The organism is Amycolatopsis sp. NPDC023774 (assembly GCF_040639695.1).
Taxonomy (GTDB): Bacteria; Actinomycetota; Actinomycetes; order Mycobacteriales; family Pseudonocardiaceae; genus Amycolatopsis.
Genome location: NZ_JBFAAJ010000002.1, coordinates 487,534 through 506,575, shown reverse-complemented (window position 1 = coordinate 506,575; position 19,042 = coordinate 487,534). Strand labels below are relative to the sequence as shown.

The 19,042-nt window shown below is 71.4% G+C and carries 19 protein-coding genes and 2 pseudogenes; 10 read left to right on the top strand and 11 right to left on the bottom strand.

The genetic code is table 11. From position 1 onward, the window contains the following. Positions 1–41: 41 nt before the first annotated feature. A complete protein-coding gene (locus tag AB0F91_RS08505; RefSeq protein WP_360595954.1) occupies positions 42–242 on the bottom strand; it encodes a hypothetical protein in 201 nt (66 codons plus the stop codon). Positions 243–677: 435 nt separating this feature from the next. On the opposite strand from AB0F91_RS08505, the gene AB0F91_RS08500 reads away from it, so the two are divergent. The 3 genes and pseudogenes from AB0F91_RS08500 to AB0F91_RS08490 form a co-directional block, all read left to right on the top strand. Continuing rightward, complete coding sequence (locus AB0F91_RS08500; RefSeq protein ID WP_360595952.1) at positions 678–1,763, top strand: MFS transporter; 1,086 nt, start codon at positions 678–680, stop codon at positions 1,761–1,763. A 68-nt stretch (positions 1,764–1,831) separates the two neighbouring features. Next, positions 1,832–2,188: a YrdB family protein gene (locus AB0F91_RS08495; RefSeq protein WP_360595950.1), complete on the top strand. Its 357-nt coding sequence runs from the start codon at positions 1,832–1,834 to the stop codon at positions 2,186–2,188. 41 nt (positions 2,189–2,229) lie between these two features. Further along, positions 2,230–2,756, top strand: a pseudogene (locus tag AB0F91_RS08490) (integrase core domain-containing protein); the annotation flags it as partial. 13 nt (positions 2,757–2,769) lie between these two features. Here AB0F91_RS08490 and AB0F91_RS08485 read toward each other — a convergent pair. The 5 genes and pseudogenes from AB0F91_RS08485 to AB0F91_RS08465 form a co-directional block, all read right to left on the bottom strand. Then, on the bottom strand, positions 2,770–3,156 hold the full coding sequence (locus AB0F91_RS08485) for an Imm1 family immunity protein (protein ID WP_360595948.1): 387 nt from the start codon (positions 3,154–3,156) through the stop codon (positions 2,770–2,772). Between the two features lie 95 nt (positions 3,157–3,251). Then, complete coding sequence (locus AB0F91_RS08480) at positions 3,252–4,466, bottom strand: DUF6596 domain-containing protein (RefSeq protein WP_360595946.1); 1,215 nt, start codon at positions 4,464–4,466, stop codon at positions 3,252–3,254. After that, positions 4,466–4,861, bottom strand: coding sequence for a YciI family protein (locus AB0F91_RS08475; protein WP_360595945.1), 396 nt, complete (start codon positions 4,859–4,861; stop codon positions 4,466–4,468). Before AB0F91_RS08475 ends, AB0F91_RS08480 begins: the two co-directional genes overlap by 1 nt. A gap of 74 nt (positions 4,862–4,935) precedes the next feature. After that, positions 4,936–5,409: a DUF664 domain-containing protein gene (locus tag AB0F91_RS08470; protein WP_360595943.1), complete on the bottom strand. Its 474-nt coding sequence runs from the start codon at positions 5,407–5,409 to the stop codon at positions 4,936–4,938. 47 nt (positions 5,410–5,456) lie between these two features. Next, positions 5,457–6,322: pseudogene (locus AB0F91_RS08465) on the bottom strand (oxidoreductase). A gap of 155 nt (positions 6,323–6,477) precedes the next feature. Between AB0F91_RS08465 and AB0F91_RS08460 the strand changes: the two are divergent. After that, positions 6,478–6,789: a hypothetical protein gene (locus AB0F91_RS08460; RefSeq protein WP_360595942.1), complete on the top strand. Its 312-nt coding sequence runs from the start codon at positions 6,478–6,480 to the stop codon at positions 6,787–6,789. A 603-nt stretch (positions 6,790–7,392) separates the two neighbouring features. Next, on the top strand, positions 7,393–7,623 hold the full coding sequence (locus AB0F91_RS08455) for a hypothetical protein (protein WP_360595940.1): 231 nt from the start codon (positions 7,393–7,395) through the stop codon (positions 7,621–7,623). On the opposite strand, the gene AB0F91_RS08450 is transcribed toward AB0F91_RS08455, so the two are convergent. Genes AB0F91_RS08450 through AB0F91_RS08435 form a run of 4 tightly spaced genes read right to left on the bottom strand, consistent with a single transcriptional unit; the run spans position 7,620 to position 11,510 of the window. Next, positions 7,620–8,612 carry an LLM class flavin-dependent oxidoreductase gene (locus AB0F91_RS08450; RefSeq protein WP_360595939.1) on the bottom strand — a complete coding sequence of 331 codons (993 nt, stop codon included), beginning with the start codon at positions 8,610–8,612 and terminating at the stop codon, positions 7,620–7,622. The genes AB0F91_RS08455 and AB0F91_RS08450 overlap by 4 nt on opposite strands. 48 nt (positions 8,613–8,660) lie before the next feature. After that, entirely contained in the window at positions 8,661–9,905 is a 1,245-nt protein-coding gene (locus AB0F91_RS08445; protein ID WP_360595937.1) for an MFS transporter, read from the bottom strand. 3 nt (positions 9,906–9,908) lie between these two features. Beyond that, entirely contained in the window at positions 9,909–10,685 is a 777-nt protein-coding gene (locus AB0F91_RS08440; RefSeq protein WP_360595935.1) for a GntR family transcriptional regulator, read from the bottom strand. Between the two features lie 3 nt (positions 10,686–10,688). Beyond that, the gene (locus tag AB0F91_RS08435) at positions 10,689–11,510 is read right to left on the bottom strand and encodes a creatininase family protein (protein WP_360595933.1); all 822 of its coding nucleotides are present in this window, start codon (positions 11,508–11,510) and stop codon (positions 10,689–10,691) included. Positions 11,511–11,604: 94 nt separating this feature from the next. Between AB0F91_RS08435 and AB0F91_RS08430 the strand changes: the two genes are divergently transcribed. From AB0F91_RS08430 to AB0F91_RS08410, 5 genes are all read left to right on the top strand, one after another. Beyond that, complete coding sequence (locus AB0F91_RS08430; protein ID WP_360595932.1) at positions 11,605–12,837, top strand: NRAMP family divalent metal transporter; 1,233 nt, start codon at positions 11,605–11,607, stop codon at positions 12,835–12,837. A 28-nt stretch (positions 12,838–12,865) separates the two neighbouring features. After that, complete coding sequence (locus AB0F91_RS08425; protein WP_360596288.1) at positions 12,866–13,630, top strand: putative hydro-lyase; 765 nt, start codon at positions 12,866–12,868, stop codon at positions 13,628–13,630. A gap of 463 nt (positions 13,631–14,093) precedes the next feature. Continuing rightward, positions 14,094–16,031: a prolyl oligopeptidase family serine peptidase gene (locus AB0F91_RS08420; RefSeq protein ID WP_360595931.1), complete on the top strand. Its 1,938-nt coding sequence runs from the start codon at positions 14,094–14,096 to the stop codon at positions 16,029–16,031. 220 nt (positions 16,032–16,251) lie between these two features. Continuing rightward, the gene (locus AB0F91_RS08415; RefSeq protein ID WP_360595929.1) at positions 16,252–17,604 is read left to right on the top strand and encodes an MFS transporter; all 1,353 of its coding nucleotides are present in this window, start codon (positions 16,252–16,254) and stop codon (positions 17,602–17,604) included. Beyond that, positions 17,601–18,365, top strand: coding sequence for an N-acyl homoserine lactonase family protein (locus AB0F91_RS08410; RefSeq protein WP_360595927.1), 765 nt, complete (start codon positions 17,601–17,603; stop codon positions 18,363–18,365). The genes AB0F91_RS08415 and AB0F91_RS08410 overlap by 4 nt, the downstream gene beginning before the upstream one ends. A gap of 5 nt (positions 18,366–18,370) precedes the next feature. On the opposite strand, the gene AB0F91_RS08405 is transcribed toward AB0F91_RS08410, so the two are convergent. Next, complete coding sequence (locus AB0F91_RS08405) at positions 18,371–19,027, bottom strand: TetR/AcrR family transcriptional regulator (protein ID WP_360595926.1); 657 nt, start codon at positions 19,025–19,027, stop codon at positions 18,371–18,373. Between the last annotated feature and the right edge of the window lie 15 nt (positions 19,028–19,042).

The window sequence follows — 19,042 nt, the reverse complement described above, 5'->3', positions numbered from 1 at the left end:
CTTGGGGCGGCCCCATTTTTTGTGCTTTTGCCCGGGATGGTTCAGTCGTCGCCTCTTCGCCCCAGCCGCAGCAGCTCGAACACGAAGATCCACGTCAGCATCCCCACCAGCAGGCTCCCGCCCAGCCAGCTCCACCACGTGGCCGCCGACCACCACAGGCTCGCCACCAGGAACCCGAGCCCGACGACGATACCCAGGCCCGCCATCTGGACCGTGCGGATTCCGGTCCTTCGGTCGTTCATGGCGGAGAAGACTACTGAGACCCAGGGTAGAGCGACGCCGCCGAACGAAGGACAGGATCCCGGCCCGCTGCTCCGTTCGAGAGCTACCCTTCGTGACGGCTGCCCGGAACTACCACCGAGCGTGGACCTTGGCCTCTTGGCAGGTGATCTTTGCGGGCCACGGCTCGGTTCGGGCGCTGCGGCAGGGCGCGCCCCGGCGCGCCGCCGGGAAGCCGCGGTGGAAAACCGTTCGGCACCACCACTCGACGCTGCTACCGTGCGCGCCGTGAGCAGTCCTGAGGCCGACAGAGCGGCGCCACCGGTCGAGCGGTGGCGTTGTGGGGTCTGTGTTCCTTAGCGGCTGTATTCCCTGGTCGCTGTCCAGGCGCTCCGATCGACCGTGCCTTCTTCCACTGTCCGAACAGGACGGTCACGTCGATCTCAGGAGTGTCTGTCTTGCCTGTTTTGCCGTATCTGCTCGCCCTGGCCGTGTTCGCCCAGGGGACGTCGGAGTTCATGGTGTCGGGCCTGGTGCCCGAGGTGGCGCGGGACCTGGGGGTCTCGCTGGCGGCGGCGGGGTCGCTGACGGCGGTGTTCGCCATGGGGATGGTGATCGGGGCGCCGGCGCTGGCGATCGCGGGGCGCGGGTGGTCGCAGCGGGCCGCGTTGCTGGGGTATCTAGGGGTGTTCGTCGCGGTGCACGTGGCGGCGGCGCTGGCGCCCGGGTTCGGGATCCTGCTCGCCACCCGGCTGGTGTCCGCGCTGGCGACGGCCGGGTTTCTCGCCGTCGCGTTGACCGCGGCGGCCGACGCCGCGCCGGGAGGCGAGGGGCGGGCGACCGCCGTGGTGCTGGCCGGGACCACGCTGGCGTGCGTCGCCGGGGTGCCGGCGGGCGCCGTGCTCGGGCAGGTGTGGGGGTGGCGCTCGGCGTTCTGGGCGGTCGCGCTGGTGTCCGTGCCCGCGTTCGCCGCCATTGCGCGGTGGGCGCCGAGGGCGCAAACCGCGAGCACGCCCGTCAAAGCCGAGTTCGCGGTGCTGAAGCGGCCGCGGGTGGTGGCCGCGCTCGGCAGGGGCGCGCTCGTGAACGGCGCCACCTTCGCCGTCTTCACCTACCTTGCCCCGCTTGCGAGCTCCGCTGAGGGCCGGCTGCCCATCCTCCTCGAGCTGTTCGGCATCGGCGCCTGCGCGGGCGTCGCGCTCGCCGGTCGGCGTCCGGCCACGCGAAAGACACAATTGGTGCTCGCCGTCGGCTGGCTCGGCCTCGCGCTCGGCGCGGGGAACGCCACGGTGCTGCTCGTCTTCGTCCCGCTGCAAGCACTGCTGTCATTCGCCGTGGGGTCCACCGCTGTCGCGCAGGTGCTGCGCGCAGCACCGGACGCGCCGGCACTCAGGGGCGCGTTCGCCACCGCCGCGCTCAACGTCGGCGCCGCCGCCGGGCCGTGGCTCGCCGCCACGCTCCTCGGCACCGGTTACCGCGCGCCGGTGTGTCTCGCCGTCGTCCTCGCGACCACCACGCTGGTAATCCGAGAGCAGTGCTCTTGACAACCCAAGACTGAGAGGTGAACATTGCTTCCAATAGAGAGCACTGCTCTCACGTCGAGGAGGCGACCGTGATCGAGACCGTCTGGCGCTGGGGAAACCTGGGCCTGGCTTTCCTGCTGGAGCTGGCCGCGATCGTCGCGCTGGGGTACTGGGGATTCCACGCGGGGGAGTCCACCGCGGGCAAGCTGCTGCTCGGCCTGGGCGCGCCCGCCGTGGGCACCGGCCTGTGGGCCCTGTTCGCCGCGCCGACTGCGAAGCTGCACACGCCCCTGCTCTACGCGCTCACCGTCGTGGTGGTCGTCGGCGGCGCCGGCGTGGGCCTGTGGTTCTCGGGCTTGCGAACGCTCGGGCTCCTGCTGCCCGCCCTGTTCGTCGCGAACCTCGCCGTGGTGAAGCTGATGCACCTCGACGCCGCGACGGCCTAGGTTGTATTTGGCCTTCCTCACCGCGGCGGATCAGCGGTGAGATCGAGCGTCGGATTGTGCACCTGCGCCGGAGCCGGCGTCGTGGCCCGGGCTGGCTGGGAGCCGAGCTGGGAGTGCCGACGAGGACGGTGTCGCGGGTGCCGGCCCGCCACGACATCCCGCGATTGGCGACGCTCGACCCCATGGCCGGCGAGGTGATCCGGGCCGGCAAAACCACCGCAGTGCGCTACGAGCCGGACCCGCCCGACGAGCTGGTCCACATGGACGTCGAGAAGATTGGCCGTACTCCCGCAGCCGGCTCGCCTACTCCGAGGTTCTCCCGGGCGAGAAGCCGCCGACCCGCGCATGGCATCCGGCAGAAGTCCACCAAGCCGCATTGCTCCTGGCAGGACGGCAAGGTCGAGCTGCTCAACCGGACCCTGCACACGGAATGGGTCTACCGGCAGGTCTTCACCAGCAACATCGACCGAGCCACTGCCCTCGCACCCTGGCTCGAGCACTACAGCGCTCACGCCGCCACAGCGCACTCGGCGAACACCCACCCACCGGCCGACTGCCGCCAACCTGATGGCCAACTACACCTAGGGCAGCTTCCAGGTGACGCACTCCGGTCGGACTCGGGTCTGGGTGAATTCCCGCACCGCGCGGAGCACGAGTTCGGCCGGCACCTCGCTGCCGGCGGGCTGCGGGAAGTGCCCGCCTTGCAGACTGAAGTAATCGGCGGGCGCGGCGCCGGCGCCGTCGGCGGGCAGGTGCGCGGCGCCGTTCTCCTGCCACACCAGGGCACCGCGGTCACCACGCAGGCCGACGACGAGGTGGGGCGTCCCAGGACCCTGACCGGCGTAGATCCACCAGACGACGCCCGCCGTGGCCGACCGCGGCACGGCTGCCTGCAGTGCGGCGAGCACCGTCTCGGCGGGCACGCTCGTGATGTCGTACCCCGTCCGCCGATCACCCGTGGTGGCCATGGTCCGCTCCGCTTTCAGTGAGAATCGGTGCTGATCCTACTGGGCCACGTTGTGAGAGCGAAGTGTGGAACATCAACACTGTCCGAACAGGACAGTCAGGGCTGGTCCGCCCGCAGCCGCGCGGCGCGAACCGTGAGGTAGCGGCGCTCCGGAGCGTTCGTGGTGCGCGCCGCGGCGGCCTCGTAACAGCGGATCGCGGCCGCGGTTTCGCCCGCGCGTTCCAGCAGGTGAGCGCGTACGGCGTCGAGGCGGTAGTGGCCGGCGAGCCGCTCGTCGAGCGTCGCGAGCAGGTCCAGACCTGTGGCAGGGCCGTGGACCATCGCGGTCGCGATCGCGCGGTTCAGCGTGACCATCGGGTTGTCCGCCGATGTGTCGAGCCGCTGGTAGAGGGCCAGGATGCGGGGCCAGTCCGTGTCCTGCGCGCGCAACGCGATGTCGTGGCTCGCCGCGATCGCCGCCTGCAGCCCGTACTCACCGGCGGGCCCGGCGGAAAGCGCAGCGGTGGCGAGCGAGACGCCTTCCCTGATCAACGACCGGTCCCACAGTGCGCGGTCCTGATCTGCCAGGGGTACCAGGTCACCGTCGGGCCCGGTCCGCGCGGGACGCCGCGCGTCGACGAGCAGCATGAGGGCCAGCAGGCCCGTGACCTCGCCGTCCTCGGGCAGCACCCCGTGCAGCAGCCGCGCGAGCCGAATCGCCTCGCCCGACAGCTCCGTGCGGTGCAGGCTGGTCCCGGCACTGCTCGTGTACCCCTCGTTGAACACCAGGTAGAGCACGTGCAGCACCGGTTTCAGCCGCGCCGCGCGCTCGTCGTCGGCCGGCAACCGGAACGGCACACCCGACGCCTTGATCTTCCCCTTCGCCCGGCTGATCCGCTGCGCCATCGTCGCCTCGGGCACGAGGAACGCGCCCGCGATCTCCGCCGTCGTCAGGCCGCCGACGGCCCGGAGCGTGAGCGCGATGGCCGACGCCGGCGTGAGCGCCGGGTGGCAGCACAGGAACAGCAGCGTGAGCGTGTCGTCCTCGTCCGGGACCTCGGCGCCCGCCGGCTCGGCGAACACCGCCAGCTCACGCCGCGCGCGGGCTTCGTCGCTGCGGTGCGCGTCGGTCAACCGCCGCGCCGCCGCCTGGATCAGCCAGCCGCGCGGGTGGTCCGGCACCCCGTCGCCGGGCCAGTGCAGTGCCGCGGCGAGCAAGGCCTCCTGCACGGCGTCCTCGGCGGCGTCGAAGTCGCCGAACCGCCGGGCCAGCACGCCGAGGACCTGCGGCGCGAGCGTGCGCAGCAGGTCCTCGACGTGGTCGGCCGCCATCAGGCCGGCGCGCTCATCACCTGGCGGACCTCGATCGGCTGGCGGATCGGCGTGCCCCCGAGTCCGGGCGCCGCCGAGAGCCGCGCGGCGATGTCGAGCGCCCGCTCCTCCGAGTCGACGTCGATGATCCGGTACCCCGCGAGCAGCTCCTTGCTCTCGGTGAACGGCCCGTCGGTCACCACGGTGCCGCCCGCTCCGCCGGACACGACCTTCTTCGCCGCCTCCGGCCCGGCCAGCCCCTGCGCGTCCACCAGTTCGCCCTTGTCGGCGAGCTCCTCGTTGAGCGCCCGCTGGAAGGCGATGTGCGCCCGGATGTCCTCGGGGGACCACTCGGTCATCGGCACGTCGCAGGCCTCGCCGCCCGAGTACGTCTGCATCACCATGTACTTCGTCATCGTGGGTCCTCCGCCCTTCCGGCGTGCCGCGCGCCGGCACGCTCACTGTAAGGACGGAGCCGGCCCCGTGTCCTCTACACGGTTTTCTCCACGCGCCCGAGCAGCACGTCGCGGGTGAGGTCGAGGTGCCCGCGGTGCTGGGCCAGCTCCTCGTACACGTGAAGCAGCGCTACGCCCTGAGCCGCGCCGATCGGGGTGTCGCGGTACTTCGGCGGGACCTCGCCCTTCGGTGGCGCTGCCGGGGTGCACCCGGCGACATCGGCGCCGAACCGCTCCCGGACGGCCCGCATCCGCTCCACCAGCGGGGCGACCGGTCCCGCCGCCTCGAACTCCGCCGCCCGGTCGCGCGCCACGTCCCGGCCCGCCACGACCTGGCCGCCCCAGAACGCCATCACCCCGAGGCAGTGCGTGACGATCGCGTACGGCGAGTTGGTCCCGGCCGCCTCGGGGCGCGTGTTCACGAGCTCGTCACCGAGTTCGGTGAGTGTGGCCGCCATCCCGTCGAGCGCGCGGTCGACGAGGTACAGGTATTCGTCCGTGGTGATCACGCCGGTGAGCGTAACCCCGCGAGCGCGGCTGAGTCCACTGTGGACGTTCAAGCGCCGAGGGCGTCCAGCTCCGCCACGGCTTCGGCCGGCAGCACGAGGTCGGCCGCGGCGATGTTCTCGCGCAGGTGCCCGCGCGAGGACGTGCCGGGGATCAGCACGGTCGTGGCGCAGCGCTGCAGCAGCCACGCGAGCGCGACCTGCTGCGGCGACGCGTCGAGGTTCGCGACGACCTTGGCCAGTGTCTCCGACTGCAGCGGGCTGAAGCCGCCGAGCGGGAAGAACGACGCGAACGCGATGTTCTCCGCGGCGCAGCGCGCCACCAGGGCGTCGTCGTCGCGGGTGAGCAGGTTGTACGGGTTCTGCACCGTGACCACGGGCGCGATCGCCTGCGCCTCGGTGAGCTGCGCATAGGACACACCGCTGAGCCCGAGGTGGCGGATCAGGCCCTGCTCGCGCAGCTCGGCCAGCGCGCCGAACTCCTCGCCGAGCGGGGTGTCGTCTGTGCCCTCGTGGGTGCCGACGCGCAGATTCACCACGTCGAGCACGTGGAGGCCCAGGTGCTGAAGGTTCTCGCGCACCTGCGCCTTGAGGTCTTCCGGCTCCAGCGACGGGATCCACGCGCCGTCCGGGCCGCGGCGCGCGCCGACCTTCGTGACGATGTGCAGGCCGGCGGGGTAGGGGTGCAGCGCTTCCTTGATCAGCTCGTTGGTCACGGCCGGGCCGTAGAAGTCGCTGGTGTCGATGTGGGTGATGCCGCGCTCGACCGCTTCGCGCAGCACTGCGATCGCCTCGTAGTGGTCCTTCGGCGGCCGAAGACGCCGGGCCCGGCCAGCTGCATGGCGCCGTAGCCCATGCGGCTGAGGGTGAGGTCGTCGGCGAGGGTGAGAGTGCCGCCGGGAGCGCTGTCGGCCATGGTGGGATGCCCTGCTGGGTTTTCCGGGTGGTCGTCCCGCCCGTGTTCCACGATGCGCCCGCAGGGCGGGGGATGGGACGGCCCCGGCGTTCCTGGGAGTGGCAGGGCTGGGCTTTCCGGCGCCGGCCGCGGTTGCCGCCGGAGATGTGGTCCGGATGACCACGCTGGGCGAATTCCTCCGCGCCCGGCGCGAACTCGTGCGCCCGGAGGTCGCGGGGCTGCCCGGCGGGACCGCTCGCCGCGTCGGCGGGCTGCGCCGCGAAGAGGCGGCGATCCGCGCCGGCATCAGCTCCGACTACAACCTGCGGCTCGAACACCGGCCGCGACCGCAACCTGTCGGAACCGGTGCCGCGCGCGCTGGCCGGCGTGCTGCGGCTGGATGCCGACGCGACCGCGCGCCTGCTGAGCCTGTCGTGCCCGCCATTGCCGCGGCGAAAAGGTCCATGCCAGGAGCTCGACGTTGCTGAGGTGCTCCACGCTCTCCGCGGTAATCGCCCGCGGAGAGCGTGGAGAGGTAGCGCGCGGAAAGCTCACCGACGAGCTCCCGCCGCCGCGGGTCGTCGACGTCCGGGCCGACGCGCGGGGCGCAGCGTCGCCACGCCCGCGGCCGTCGCTTCCGTCCAGCCGCGGCGCAACGCGCGTCCGGCGGGGTCGGGGAAGACCGCGCGGGACGTGTGCTTCCGGCGGGTCGAGCACCCTCAACGCCCCGGCCGACGCGGTGACGGCCCGGGTGCCCGCCGGGGCCTCCGGCTCGGCGGAGCTGATGCGGACGAAGTCGCGACGGGGCACCTCGGTTCACCGGATCGAGGGAAGCCGCGGCGGCCGAAACTGTCGGTGCCGGCTCCCACCGTTCTCCGCTACGGGGACACACCCCGGATCGGGAACAGGACAGCCCATGACCGTGGACCACCTCGAAGACTTCGCCGCGCTCGACCCGGTTTTCGGCGTCGTCAAGGAAGGCCTCGCCGGCCACGCCGAAGGCGAGCACTTCTTCGCTTGCCCGGCTACCCAAGAGGGTCGAAGGCCGAGAAGCGCCGGCAGAGCTGTACCGCGGCTACGGAGACGCCATCGTGTTCGAAAGCTCCGGCGATCTGGCCGTGCACCACGATCGCGAGAAGTCCGTCGTCACGCTCGAGTACTCGGTGCGCGGCCACATCGTCAAAACCGGCCGGCCCTACGGGAACCGCTTCGTCTCCATCGTCACCGTCGCGAACGGCAGGGTCGTGCACTGGCGCGACTACCTCGACTCGCTCGCGGTGATCCAGGCGCTGGGCGAAGCGGTTCCCGTAAGCGAAACCTAGCCGGCGGCCAGGCGTGGGCCGATGACGTCGGCGAACGCGGCGACGTCTGCCTCCGGCAGGTCGTAGCCGCTTTCAGCCGTGTGCGACGGGAAGAAGAACACGTGCTCCACACCCGATTCCTCACGCGCCTGCAGGAGCCGTTCCGCGCAGTATTCCGCGGGCCCGAACAGCCCGAACGCGTCGCTGATCTCCTTGGCCTGCACGGAGGTGAACGCGGTGGGGTCGTGGTCGGCGGGGATGTCGAGGCCCGCCGCGCGCAGCCAGCGCAGGTTGGCCGTGCTCGGGTAGTTGAGGAACGGCTTGTCCGGCCGGAAGTAGCGCCGCACCCACTCGCGCGCGGTGTCGAACGGCTCGATCGCCGTGGGCACGATGAGGATCTCCTGCACCGACTCCGGCGCCCGGCCGGCCCGCAGGGCACCCGCGCGCACGTGCGAGCGGGCGGCCTCGATGCTGTCCGGGTGCAGGCCCGCGAGCATCACCACGCCGTCGGCGACCTCGCCGGCCAGCTCCAGCATCTTCGGCCCGGCGGCGAGCACGAAGATCCCGGGCGCGGGCTTGGCGACGTTGTTCATCTTGATCTCGTGACCGTCCACAGTGGCCGTTTCACCGGCCACGAGCTTGCGGATGGCCGTGACCGCCTCGCCGAGCTGTTCGCGCCGACCCTGCGGCCGGCCCGCCTTCTCGACGGAGAGGAACCCCGGCGCGAGCGTCAGCAGCACGCGGCCCGGGCCGATCTCGGCGAGCGAGTTCGCGATCGCCGCGAGCACGAGCGGGTGGCGCGTCACCGTGTTCGTGGTGGCCGGGTACAGCTGCAGCTTCGACGTCGCCGCCGCGGCCAGCGTCAGGGCGGAGTAGACGTCGCGGCCCGAGTGGTGGTGGTCGTGCACGCCGACGCCGTTGAACCCGGCCTCTTCACACGACACGATGAACTTCGTCAGCTCGGGCAGCGGGCGGCCGACGGGAACCCGGATGTCGACCTTCACGGTCATGGGTGGTCCTTTCTTCCAGCGACAAGCACTCGGTCCGGCGAGAAACACTCAGTCCGGCAGGGGTTTGCCCTTGGTCTCGGGCAGGAACAGCACGGCGAGCATGCCGAGCAGGTAGATCGGGGCGAAGAGCGCGGCGGCGTGGCCGAACCCGCCCACGGCCGAGGCCAGCGGGCCGATCAGCACGGCGCCGGCCATGGCCAGGTAACGCGAACCGCTGAACACCACGCTGATCGCCGTCGCGCGGATCGACGTGGAGAACAGCTCCGGCGTGTGCACGGTGTACCAGCTGTACACGCCACCGGTGAGGAACCCGGCGATCAGCTGCAGCCACGTCGCCGTCGCCGCGTCGTGCACCAGCAGGAACACGATGGGCACGATCGCCACGCACCCGGCGAAGTACACCTGGATCGAGAGCTTGCGGCCCCAGCTCTCGGCGAGGAACCCGAGCAGGACGCAGCCCACGATCTCGCCGAGGTTGTACAGCGCCCCGGCCCAGCCCGTGTAGAACGCGATGCGCTTCGGATCGTCGACGAGGCCGCCGACGAAGCTGGGCAGGAACGAGCTCACCGCCCACCAGCCGCCGGTGATCGCGATCGAAACCGCCAGCGCGCCCAGGAAATTGCGCCGCACGCCCGGCACCAGCAGCTCGCCGATCCCGACTTTTCGCTTGCGTTGCGCCACCCAGCGCGGGGACTCGGGGATGCTACGGCGCACCAGCAACACCACGACGAGCGGAATCACCCCGAACAGGTACATCCAGCGCCACGACAGCCCGAGCGTCGAGCCGAGCAGCACCCACAGGCCCGACACGAGCACGCCGCCGACGGAGAACCCCGCCTGCAGCAGGCCGGCGCCGCGGGCCCGCCACCGCTCCGGCCACACCTCCTGCAGCAGCGAAGTGCCGACACCCCACTCGGCGCCGATCCCGAGCCCGGTGAGGAATCGCGTGAGCCCGAAGACCCACCAGTTCCCGGACAACGCCGAGCACGCGGTGAAGACGCTGTACACGGCGACCGCCACGATCATGGTCCGCCGCCGGCCCAGCCGGTCACCGAGCACGCCGCCGACGATTCCGCCCGTGGCCCAGCCCGCGAGCGTGATGGCGACCAGGTAACCCTGGTACGTCGTGAGGTGCGGCAGCTGGTCGTGCGGCAGCAGCTCGGTGAGCGTCGGCCGTGCGGTGATCAGCAGCACGAACGTGTCGTAGCCGTCGGCGACCCAGAAAACCAGGGTCAGCGCCAGCACGCCCCACGCCTTACGGTCGAGCCGCGGTGGGTTGGCCAGTGTGGTCATCGCTCACTCATCGAGGTAGGTCCGGATCACCGAGAAACGCAGGTATTCATCGTTGACGTGTGCGACCGTGACGGCGACGGGCTGCTCGTCGGCCCGGATGTGGGTGTGACGCAACCGAAGCAACGGCTGCGTGGCCGGGACGTTCAGCGCGGCGGCGACATCCGGCGGCGGCAACACCGGCCGGACCTCGGCCACGGAGTAGCACACCGGCGGGCCGAGGTGGAGCTCCACGAACTCGAACGTCGACTGCGCGGGCTCCAGCGCCGGCGGGTCCTCCCCGAGCAGCCGCACCGGGAAGTGGTCCACGCTGTGCACCGCCGGCTCGCCCGAGGCGGCGAAGACGCGCTCGATCCGCAGCGCCTGCTCGCCGGCGGGGATCTCCAACGACACCGCCACGTCCGCCTCGAGCGCCACCACGCGCCGGCCGGCCGTGCTCACCGACGCCTCGTGACCGGCCTTGGCGAGCAAGTCCATGAACGCGCCGGCCTCCGCGAGGTTCGCGCCGAGGCCCAGTGCGTGGCGGTTGATGAAGGTGCCGTGGCCGTGCAGCCGGCGGATCCGCCCCTCCTTCTGCAGCGACTGCAGGGCCGAGCGCAGCGTCGCCCGGCTCACGCCGAGCGCGGCCGACAGCTCCGCCTCCGACGGCAGCCGCAGCCGGCCCGTCTCGCCGAGCCGGGTGATCACCTCGCGCAGCCGGACCTTGACCTGCCGGTACGCGTCGGACGTGATCGCCGTGAGGTCGGCCGGCAGAGCCGGGTCGGGGTGGATCCGCGTGACCACCGGTCAGTCCTCGCGGCGGCCGATGGGGCCGTTGTACGTGCGCAGCCAGTCGACCAGCTCGCCCAGGCGCCCGACGATGTGGTCGTGGTAACGCTTGCCCTTGTCCTCCGACAGGCCCTTCGACGAGCTGAACGAGCCGGTCGGGGTGAACGCGCGCTGCTCGTCGCCGGACCAGATGATCTCGACGCCGTCGGGCGCCGGGCCGAACAGGTCGTTGCCGACGAAGCCGCCGAAGACCGCGTCGAAGTCGACGGAGGCGTCGGTGAGCCGGTCGGTGCGGATCTTGCCCGGGTAGCGGTAGTGCACGTGGGAGAGCTCGAGCTCACCGGCGTGGTGCTCGTTGGTCTCCTTGATCGTCGGCGAGGCCGACCGCGCGAGGTGCAGCGGGTCCGCGACGGCGAAGAGCACCTCCGGCAGCTCCTCGTCGTGCAGCACGCGCACCGCGCTGTTGAGCGCGGGCAGGTTCGAGCCCTTGTGCCCGTTGAGCAGGATGATGCGGGTGAAGCCGTGGCGCGCGAGGCTGCGGGCGACGTCGCGGATCAGCAGCGTCAGCGTGTCCGGACGCACCGTGATGGTGCCGGGGAACGCGCCGTGGTGCGACGAGTCGCCGTACCAGATCGGGGGCGCGACCAGCACGCCCTTGCGCTCGGCCACGTCCTCGGCCAACGTGATGGCCACGTAGGAGTCGACCCCCAGCACACCGGCCGGGCCGTGTTGCTCGGTGCTGCCGATCGGCACGATCACGATCCGCTCGTGCTCCAGGTACGAGCTCACTTCTTCCCAGGTCAGGTCCTGGATCCAGACCGAAGGCAGGGTGTCCGCCACGGGGTACCTCCCAGATGGTGAAACAGGTCGTAAGACGTCAGACGTCTAACTTAAGCTGCGCGGCAACCCCCGCCAATCGGGACCAAGGAGTGGGATGGACAGCGTGACCAGGACCGACGACCGGCAGGCCCGGCCGGGCAGGCTGCGCGTGCCGCCGCTGTTCGGCGCGGCGCTGCTGATGGCCATGAGCGCGGCGGGACCGGGGTTCATCACCCAGACCGCCTCGTTCACCGTGCTCTACGGGGCCTCGTTCGCGTGCGCGGTGGTGGTCTCGATGATCATCGACGTCGCCGTGCAGCTCAACGTGTGGCGCATCCTCGGCATCTCGGGGCAGCGCGCGCAGGACATCGCGAGCAAGGTGTTCCCGGGTGCCGGCCAGGTGCTCACGGTGTTCGTGGTTCTGGGCGCGGTGGTGTTCAACATCGGCAACATCGCCGGCACCGGCCTCGGCCTGCACAACCTGCTGGGCATCGACCCGCGGATCGGCGCGGCCATCAGCGGCATCCTCGCCATCGCGATCTTCCTGGTGCGCTCGGTGCTCACGGCCGTGGACCGCGTGATGGTGGTGCTCGGGTTCGTGAAGATCGCGCTGATCATCGCGCTGGTCGTGGCCACGGCGCCGCCGGTCGGGCAGGCCGCGGTGGGCACCGTCGACCCGAAGGGCCTGCCGTTCCTGCCGATCCTCACGCTGATCGGCGGCACCGTCGGCGGGTTCATCACCTACTCCGGCGCGCACCGGCTGATCGACGCCGGCATCACCGGTGTGACGAACCTCAAGCGCATCAACCGCGGCGCGTGGACCGGCATCCTCGTGGCCTGCGTGCTGCGGATCGTGCTGTTCCTCGGCTTCTTCGGCGTGGTCGCGACCGGCGCGACGCTGGCGAACAAGAACGACGCCGCGGGCTCGGCCTTCCTCGCCGCGTTCGGCACGGTGGGGCTGCACCTGTTCGGCCTGGTGTTCTGGGCCGCCGGGATGACGAGCGTGATCGGCAACTCCTACACCACCGCCACGTTCCTGCAGTCCTACGTCAAGCCCGTGCGCACGCACTTCAACCGCGCGGTGATCGTGCTGATCGGCCTCGCGACGATCGTGTTCATCGCCGCGGGCCAGACGCCGCAGTCGATGCTGGTGTTCGCGGGCGCGATCAACGGGCTCGTGCTGCCCATCGGCCTGGCGATCATCCTGTGGGTGGCGCTGCGCCGGCGAGACCTGATCGCGGGCTACCGCTACCCGAAGGTGCTGCTCGGCGTCGGCATCGCCGCCTGGCTGTTCACCGCGTACGCCGCCGTGGAATCCCTGACCTCACTCGGTTCGATCTTCTCCTGAGGAGTTGCTGATGACTGTCACCCCCGCTCTGAGCCCGGCCGAATCCCGCGAAGCCTTCCGCGGCGGCCTGCGCGTGCCGACCGCCGGCTGGGCGCCCGGCTACGCCCAGGCCAACATGATCATCGTGCCGCGCGAGTACGCCTACGACGCGCTCCTGTTCGGCCAGCGCAACCCCAAGCCGTGCCCGATCATCGGCGTCACCGACACCGGCAGCCCCCACACCGACCTCGCGCCCGGCGCCGACCTGCGCACCGACCTCGGCGCCTACCGCGTCTGGCGCGACGGCGAGCTGGTCGACGAGCCGGACGACGTGCTGGAGTACTGGAACGACGACCTCGTCACGTTCCTCATCGGCTGCAGCTACACGTTCGAGGCGCCCCTGGTCGCCGCGGGCATCGAGGTCCGCCACATCAGCAAGGGCCAGAACGTCTCGATGTACAAGACCTCCCGCGAGTGCGCCCCCGCGGGCCGCCTGAGCGGCCCCATGGTCGTCTCGATGCGCCCGATCGCGGCCGACCGCGTCGCCGACGCCGTGCGCATCTCCGGCCAGTTCCCGGCCGTGCACGGCGCGCCGGTCCACATCGGAGCGCCCGAGGCCCTGGGCATCGAGGACCTGTCGAAGCCCGACTTCGGCGACCCCGTGGAGATCCGCGAGGGCGAGGTGCCGGTGTTCTGGGCGTGCGGCGTGACCCCGCAGGCCGCGATCATGCAGTCGAAGCCGCCGTTCGCGATCACGCACGCGCCGGGGTACATGTTCGTCACCGATGTGCCGGATTACACGTACGCCGTGTGAGACTTCGCCGTGCTCAACCTCGAGACGCCCACGCGTGCCTCGATCGCATCGAGGCACGCGACGAGCGGAGCCCGGCGCTGCACGCGGAGCGCACGCCGCTGGTGACCGCGCTGCCAGGTGGGCGCCGTGGTCCTCGGCAAGTCCGACGCCGACCTGACCGAGCTGGCCGACTTTCGCACCGTCGGCATGCCCGGCTCGACCCTGCTGCCGCGATGGGACCTGGGTGGCGAGCTGGGCCGCCGTCGGGTGGGAGGCGGTAAACCGGGGAGGCCGTTCGGATTCGGTGCGGAAGAGGTCCCGCGCTCGGCTGCCACACGCGACCGGGCACCGACGGCCCGCGTCGGCGGGCGTCCCCGCCGGGCCACGCACTGCGGCGCCGCCGTCCGTGGTCAATCCGGTGCTGTTGCGGGGCAGGGGGTGCGATGTGGCCGACGCGACAGGCGAGATCGGCTAGCGTGGCGCCGTGCAGATCTCCGAGTTCGGTTCCTGGGCCACGCCGTTCACCGCCGACCTGATCACGCAGAGCGCCGTACGGGTCACGGATGTCCGGGCGGACGCCGGCGCCGTGGTGTGGTCGGAGGCGCGGCCGGCCGAGGGTGGGCGGGTGCAGCTCGTGCGGCGGGAAGCCGACGGCAGCACCGCCGACCTGCTGCCCGAAGGTTTCGGTGCGCGCACGAGCGTGCACGAGTACGGCGGGGCCGACTGGTGGGTGCGCGACGGCGTCGTGTGGTTCGCCAACTGGGCCGACCAGCGGCTGTACCGCCTCGGTCGCGGCGGTGCGCCGGAAGCCGTCACTCCCGAGCCCGAGGTCCCGCGCGGTGATCGGTACGCCGACGGCGACCTGACCGCCGACGGCACGCGCCTGGCCGTGGTGCGCGAACACCACCCGAAAACCGGCCGGGGCGCGGCCGACGTTCGGAACGAGATCGTGCTGCTGACCGAAGGAGCAGAGCCCGAGGTGCTCGTGTCCGGGCCGGACTTCGTCGCGAGCCCGCGGTTCTCGCCCGACGCGGGGAAGCTCGCGTGGGTCGCGTGGGACCACCCGAACATGCCCTGGGACTCGACCGAGCTGCGCGTGCGCGACCTGGCCTCCGGCGAGGAGACCGTGGTCGCGGGCGGGCCGGGGGAGTCGGTGTCCGAGCCGCGCTGGCACGCCGACGGCATGCTCTACTTCCTGTCCGACCGCACCGGCTGGTGGAACCTGTACCGCCTCGGTGAGAGCGGCACTGTCGAGCCGGTGGTCGTGCTCGACGCCGAGATCGGCGTGCCGGCCTGGGGCCTCGGCACGGGCCGGTACGTGGTGCTGGCCGACCACCGCGTGGTGTTCGCCCGCTGGTCCGGCGGTATCGACGGGCTCGCGATCGCGAGCCCGGACGGCGCCGTGACCGACCTCGACACCCCGTTCACCGCGATCAGCGCGCTGCGCCCGGCCGGCGGTGACGAGCTGCTCCTCATCGCCGGTTCCCCCACCGGCGAGCCGAGCGTGTACACGCTGACCGCCGAGGGCAAGGTCGCCACCGTGCGCGAGCCGCGCGACACGGGGATCGGCGCCGAGTACGTGTCCGCGCCCGAGGCGATCGACTTCCCCTCGGGCGACCGGGTGTCCCACGCGTTGTTCTACCCGCCGGCGAACCCGGACTTCGCCGGCCCTGCGGGGTCGAAGCCGCCGGTCGTCGTGGTCGTCCACGGTGGACCGACGTCGCAGGCGGTTCCCGTGCTGTCGCTGGGGATCCAGTACTGGACCAGCCGCGGCTTCGGCGTCGTGGACGTGAACTACGCGGGCTCCACCGGCTTCGGCCGCGCCTACCGTGAAGCCCTCCACGGCACGTGGGGGATCCTCGACGTCGCCGACTGCATCGCGGCCGTCCGCTGGCTCGCCGCCGAAGGCCGCGTCGACGGCGGCAAGCTCCTCATCCGCGGCGGCTCGGCCGGCGGGTACACCGTGCTGGCCGCCCTCTCGCGCGCCGGCACGCCCTTCGCCGCCGGCACCGACCTCTTCGGTGTCGCCGACCTCCAGGCACTGGCGGCCGACACGCACAAGTTCGAGAGCCGCTACCTCGACCGCCTGATCGGCCCGTACCCCGAGATGCGCGACGTGTACCTCGACCGCTCGCCCATCCAGCACATCGACGCCTTCACCCGGCCCCTGCTCGTCCTCCAGGGCGCCGACGACCCCGTGGTGCCGCCCAACCAGTCGGAGCTCATCGTCGATGCCCTGCGCTCGCGCAAGGTCCCCGTCGCCTACCTCCTCTTCGACGGTGAGCAGCACGGCTTCCGCCGCGCCGAGAACATCCGCCGGGCCCTCGACGCGGAGCTGAGCTTCTACAGCCAGATCCTCGGCTTCGACCTCCCCGCGGGCGAGGCCATCGAGCCGGTCGAGGTGGAGAACCTCCGGGCGTAGCGGTTCCGGACGGCCGGAAACCCCTGGACACCACGGGTTTCCGGCGGTGTGCGCACTCTCCACAAAGGAGCGCTCTGCGGTCCGTCGCGCCCGGCCGGAGTCGATCTTGCACCGAAACTCGTTCTTGACAACCTCGGGCGCGCCCTTCACCCTCTCTAATTAACCGCACGGTACATTAGCTGGCGGGCGAGGCAACGGCGCACCGCAGAGGAGACAAAAAGTGAACGGTCGAGCAGATCGGGCGGCGCCCGCCGCGGGCCGGCCCGCGAAGGCGGCACTCGCCGCCTGGATCGGCAGCGCGCTCGAGTACTACGACTTCTTCATCTACGGCACCGCCGCTGCGCTGGTCTTCGGCAAGATCTTCTTCCCCGCGTCCTCACCGGCCGCGGGCACGCTGCTCGCGCTCTCGACGTTCGGCGTCGGTTACGTCACGCGCCCGCTCGGCGCGCTGCTGCTCGGTCACCTGGGCGACCGGTTCGGCCGCAAACGCGTGCTCATCGCGACGCTGCTGCTCATGGGCCTGTCCACAGTGCTCGTCGGCTGCCTGCCCAGCTACGAGGCGCTCGGCGTCGCGTCGCCGGTCCTCCTGGTCGTTTTGCGGCTGCTGCAAGGGCTTTCCGCCGGTGGCGAGCAGGCCAGCGCCAACTCGATGAGCCTCGAGCACGCGCCGGAACACCGCCGCGCGTACTACACGAGCTTCACCCTCAGCGGCACGCAGGCCGGCCAGATCGTGGCCACGGCGGTATTCCTGCCCGTCGCCGCGCTGCCGCAGGACGCGCTGCTCTCGTGGGGCTGGCGCGTGCCGTTCTGGCTCAGCGCCGTGATGGTCGCGGTCGGGTACTACATCCGCCGTTCGGTGGAGGAGACGCCGGTGTTCCGCGAGGAGGTCGCCGCCGGCGAGGTCGTCCGGCTGCCGCTGGCGGTGCTGCTGCGCGACCACTGGGCCGACGTCCTGCGCGTGATCGTCGCCGCGCTCATCGCCTCCGTCAGCACGATCTTCACCGTCTACGCCCTGAGCTACGCCGTGAACACGGTGGGGCTGAGCAAAACGCCGATGCTGTGGGTGGGTGTCCTCGCCAACGTCGCGGCCGTGATCTCGATCCCGCTGTGGGCCAAGCTGTCCGACCGCAAGGGCCGCAAGAAAATCTTCATCGCGGGTTCGCTCGGCTGCGCGGTGCTCATCTTCGGCTACCTCGGCGCGATCGCCGCCGGCAGCTACGTGTGGATCTTCGTGCTCGGCATCGGCATGTTCGGCATCGTCTACACCGCGACGAGCGCCATCTGGCCCTCGTTCTACGGCGAGATGTTCCCGGCCCGCGTGCGGCTGTCGGGCACCGCGATCGGCACGCAGATCGGTTTCGCCATCAGCGGTTTCCTGCCGAGCGTGGCGGCGGCCGTCGCCGGTGACGGCCGGGGCGCGTGGCTCGGCGTCGCGATCTTCACCGCGGGGCTGTGCGTGGTCAACGCGATCGCCGTGGCCACCGGCCGCGAGACCTACCGCGTCCCGACCGCGTTGCTCGGGCTGAAGAACGCGCCGGCGCGGCAGGCGAGCGAGGTCGGCGTCCAGCAGTGAGCACGTTCAAGGTCCACGCCCTGTGCTACGCCCGGCGCGACGGCGTTCGCGGAGACCACTTCCTGGGCCACAGCACGGATTCCGCCAGACCGCACCCGACGGCGTACTACGTGTGGGTCGCCGTCTCACCGGAACACACGGTGCTCATCGACACCGGGATGCGCCCGGAGCGCGCGGCGGAGGTGCCCGGGCTGGCGTACACCGACCCAGTGGCCCTGCTCGCGGAGTTCGGTGTCGAGCCCGCAGGCGTGGATCACGTGGTGCTCACCCACCTGCACTACGACCACGCCGGCCGGGCGAGCGCATTCCCGGACGCGACCTGCGTCGTGCAGCAGTCCGAACTGGACTACTGGACCGGGCCGTGGGCCAGGCGCATCACACGGGAACACTGGCTGCTGGACGAAGCCGAGCTGCACCGGCTCCAAGCCCACGACCGGCTGCGGATCGTCGACGGCGACGCCGACGTCGTGCCGGGCCTCAGCGTCCACCTCGTCGGCGGGCACACCGCCGGCACGCAGGTGGTGCGGATCGCGACCGCGGCCGGCCCGGTCGTCGTCGCCTCCGACGCCAGCCACTTCTACGAGAACCTCGAAGCCGACCACCCGGCGCCACTGCTGCACTCGAGCACCGGCGTGTACGGCGGCTTCGACCGCATCCGGGAGCTGGCCGGGCCGTCGGGGATCTTCCTGCCTGGCCACGACCCGCGCGTGCTCGACCGCCACCCGGCGGACGCCTCCGGCCGGATCGCGAGGATCGCGTGAGGGGCTCAGCGCGCGGTCAGGTAGCTCACGAGCAGGTCGCCGAGCATGCGCCGGTGGTGCTCGCGCGTGGCCGGGTCGAGCAGGTCGCGGCCGAAGATCGCGTTGAACGTGTAGCGGTTCGCGGTGCGGAACACGCAGAACGCGCTGATGGCCATGTGCACGTCGAGCGCGTCCACGTCGTCGCGGAAAAGCCCGGTCGCGCGCCCGCGTTCGAGGATGCGGGTGAGCACGTCGAGCGCCGGGTTGGCGAGCGTCGACAGTGTGGTGGAGCGCGCGATGTGCTCGGCGCGGTGGATGTTCTCGATGCTCACCAGCCGCACGAAGCCGGGGTGGGACTCGTGGTGGTCGAAGGTGAGCTCGGCGAGCTGGCGGATCGCGTCGACCGGGTCGAGGTGGTCGACGTCGAGCTCCTGCTCCAGCGACCGGATCACCGTGTAGGCCCGCTCCAGCACCGCGACGAAGAGCTGGTCCTTGCTGGTGAAGTAGTAGTAGATCATCCGCTTGGTGGTGCGGGTCTTCGCCGCGATCTCCTCCACGCGGGCGCCGTCGTAGCCCTTCTCGGCGAACTCCGCGGCGGCGACGTCGAGAATCTCGGCCTTGGTCCGCTCGGCGTCGCGGGTGCGGTCTTTCCCGGCGGCGTCTTCCGGCGACGGTACGGCCACGGACGTCCCTTCTCC

Bases quoted from the DNA above. Each gene is read 5' to 3' on its own strand.
- AB0F91_RS08505 (WP_360595954.1), bottom strand. From the start codon at position 242: ATGAACGACCGAAGGACCGGAATCCGCACGGTCCAGATGGCGGGCCTG.
- AB0F91_RS08485 (WP_360595948.1), bottom strand. From the start codon at position 3,156: ATGGCCACCACGGGTGATCGGCGGACGGGGTACGACATCACGAGCGTG.
- AB0F91_RS08480 (WP_360595946.1), bottom strand. From the start codon at position 4,466: ATGGCGGCCGACCACGTCGAGGACCTGCTGCGCACGCTCGCGCCGCAG.
- AB0F91_RS08475 (WP_360595945.1), bottom strand. From the start codon at position 4,861: ATGACGAAGTACATGGTGATGCAGACGTACTCGGGCGGCGAGGCCTGC.
- AB0F91_RS08460 (WP_360595942.1), top strand. From the start codon at position 6,478: ATGACCACGCTGGGCGAATTCCTCCGCGCCCGGCGCGAACTCGTGCGC.
- AB0F91_RS08450 (WP_360595939.1), bottom strand. From the start codon at position 8,612: ATGACCGTGAAGGTCGACATCCGGGTTCCCGTCGGCCGCCCGCTGCCC.
- AB0F91_RS08445 (WP_360595937.1), bottom strand. From the start codon at position 9,905: ATGACCACACTGGCCAACCCACCGCGGCTCGACCGTAAGGCGTGGGGC.
- AB0F91_RS08430 (WP_360595932.1), top strand. From the start codon at position 11,605: ATGGACAGCGTGACCAGGACCGACGACCGGCAGGCCCGGCCGGGCAGG.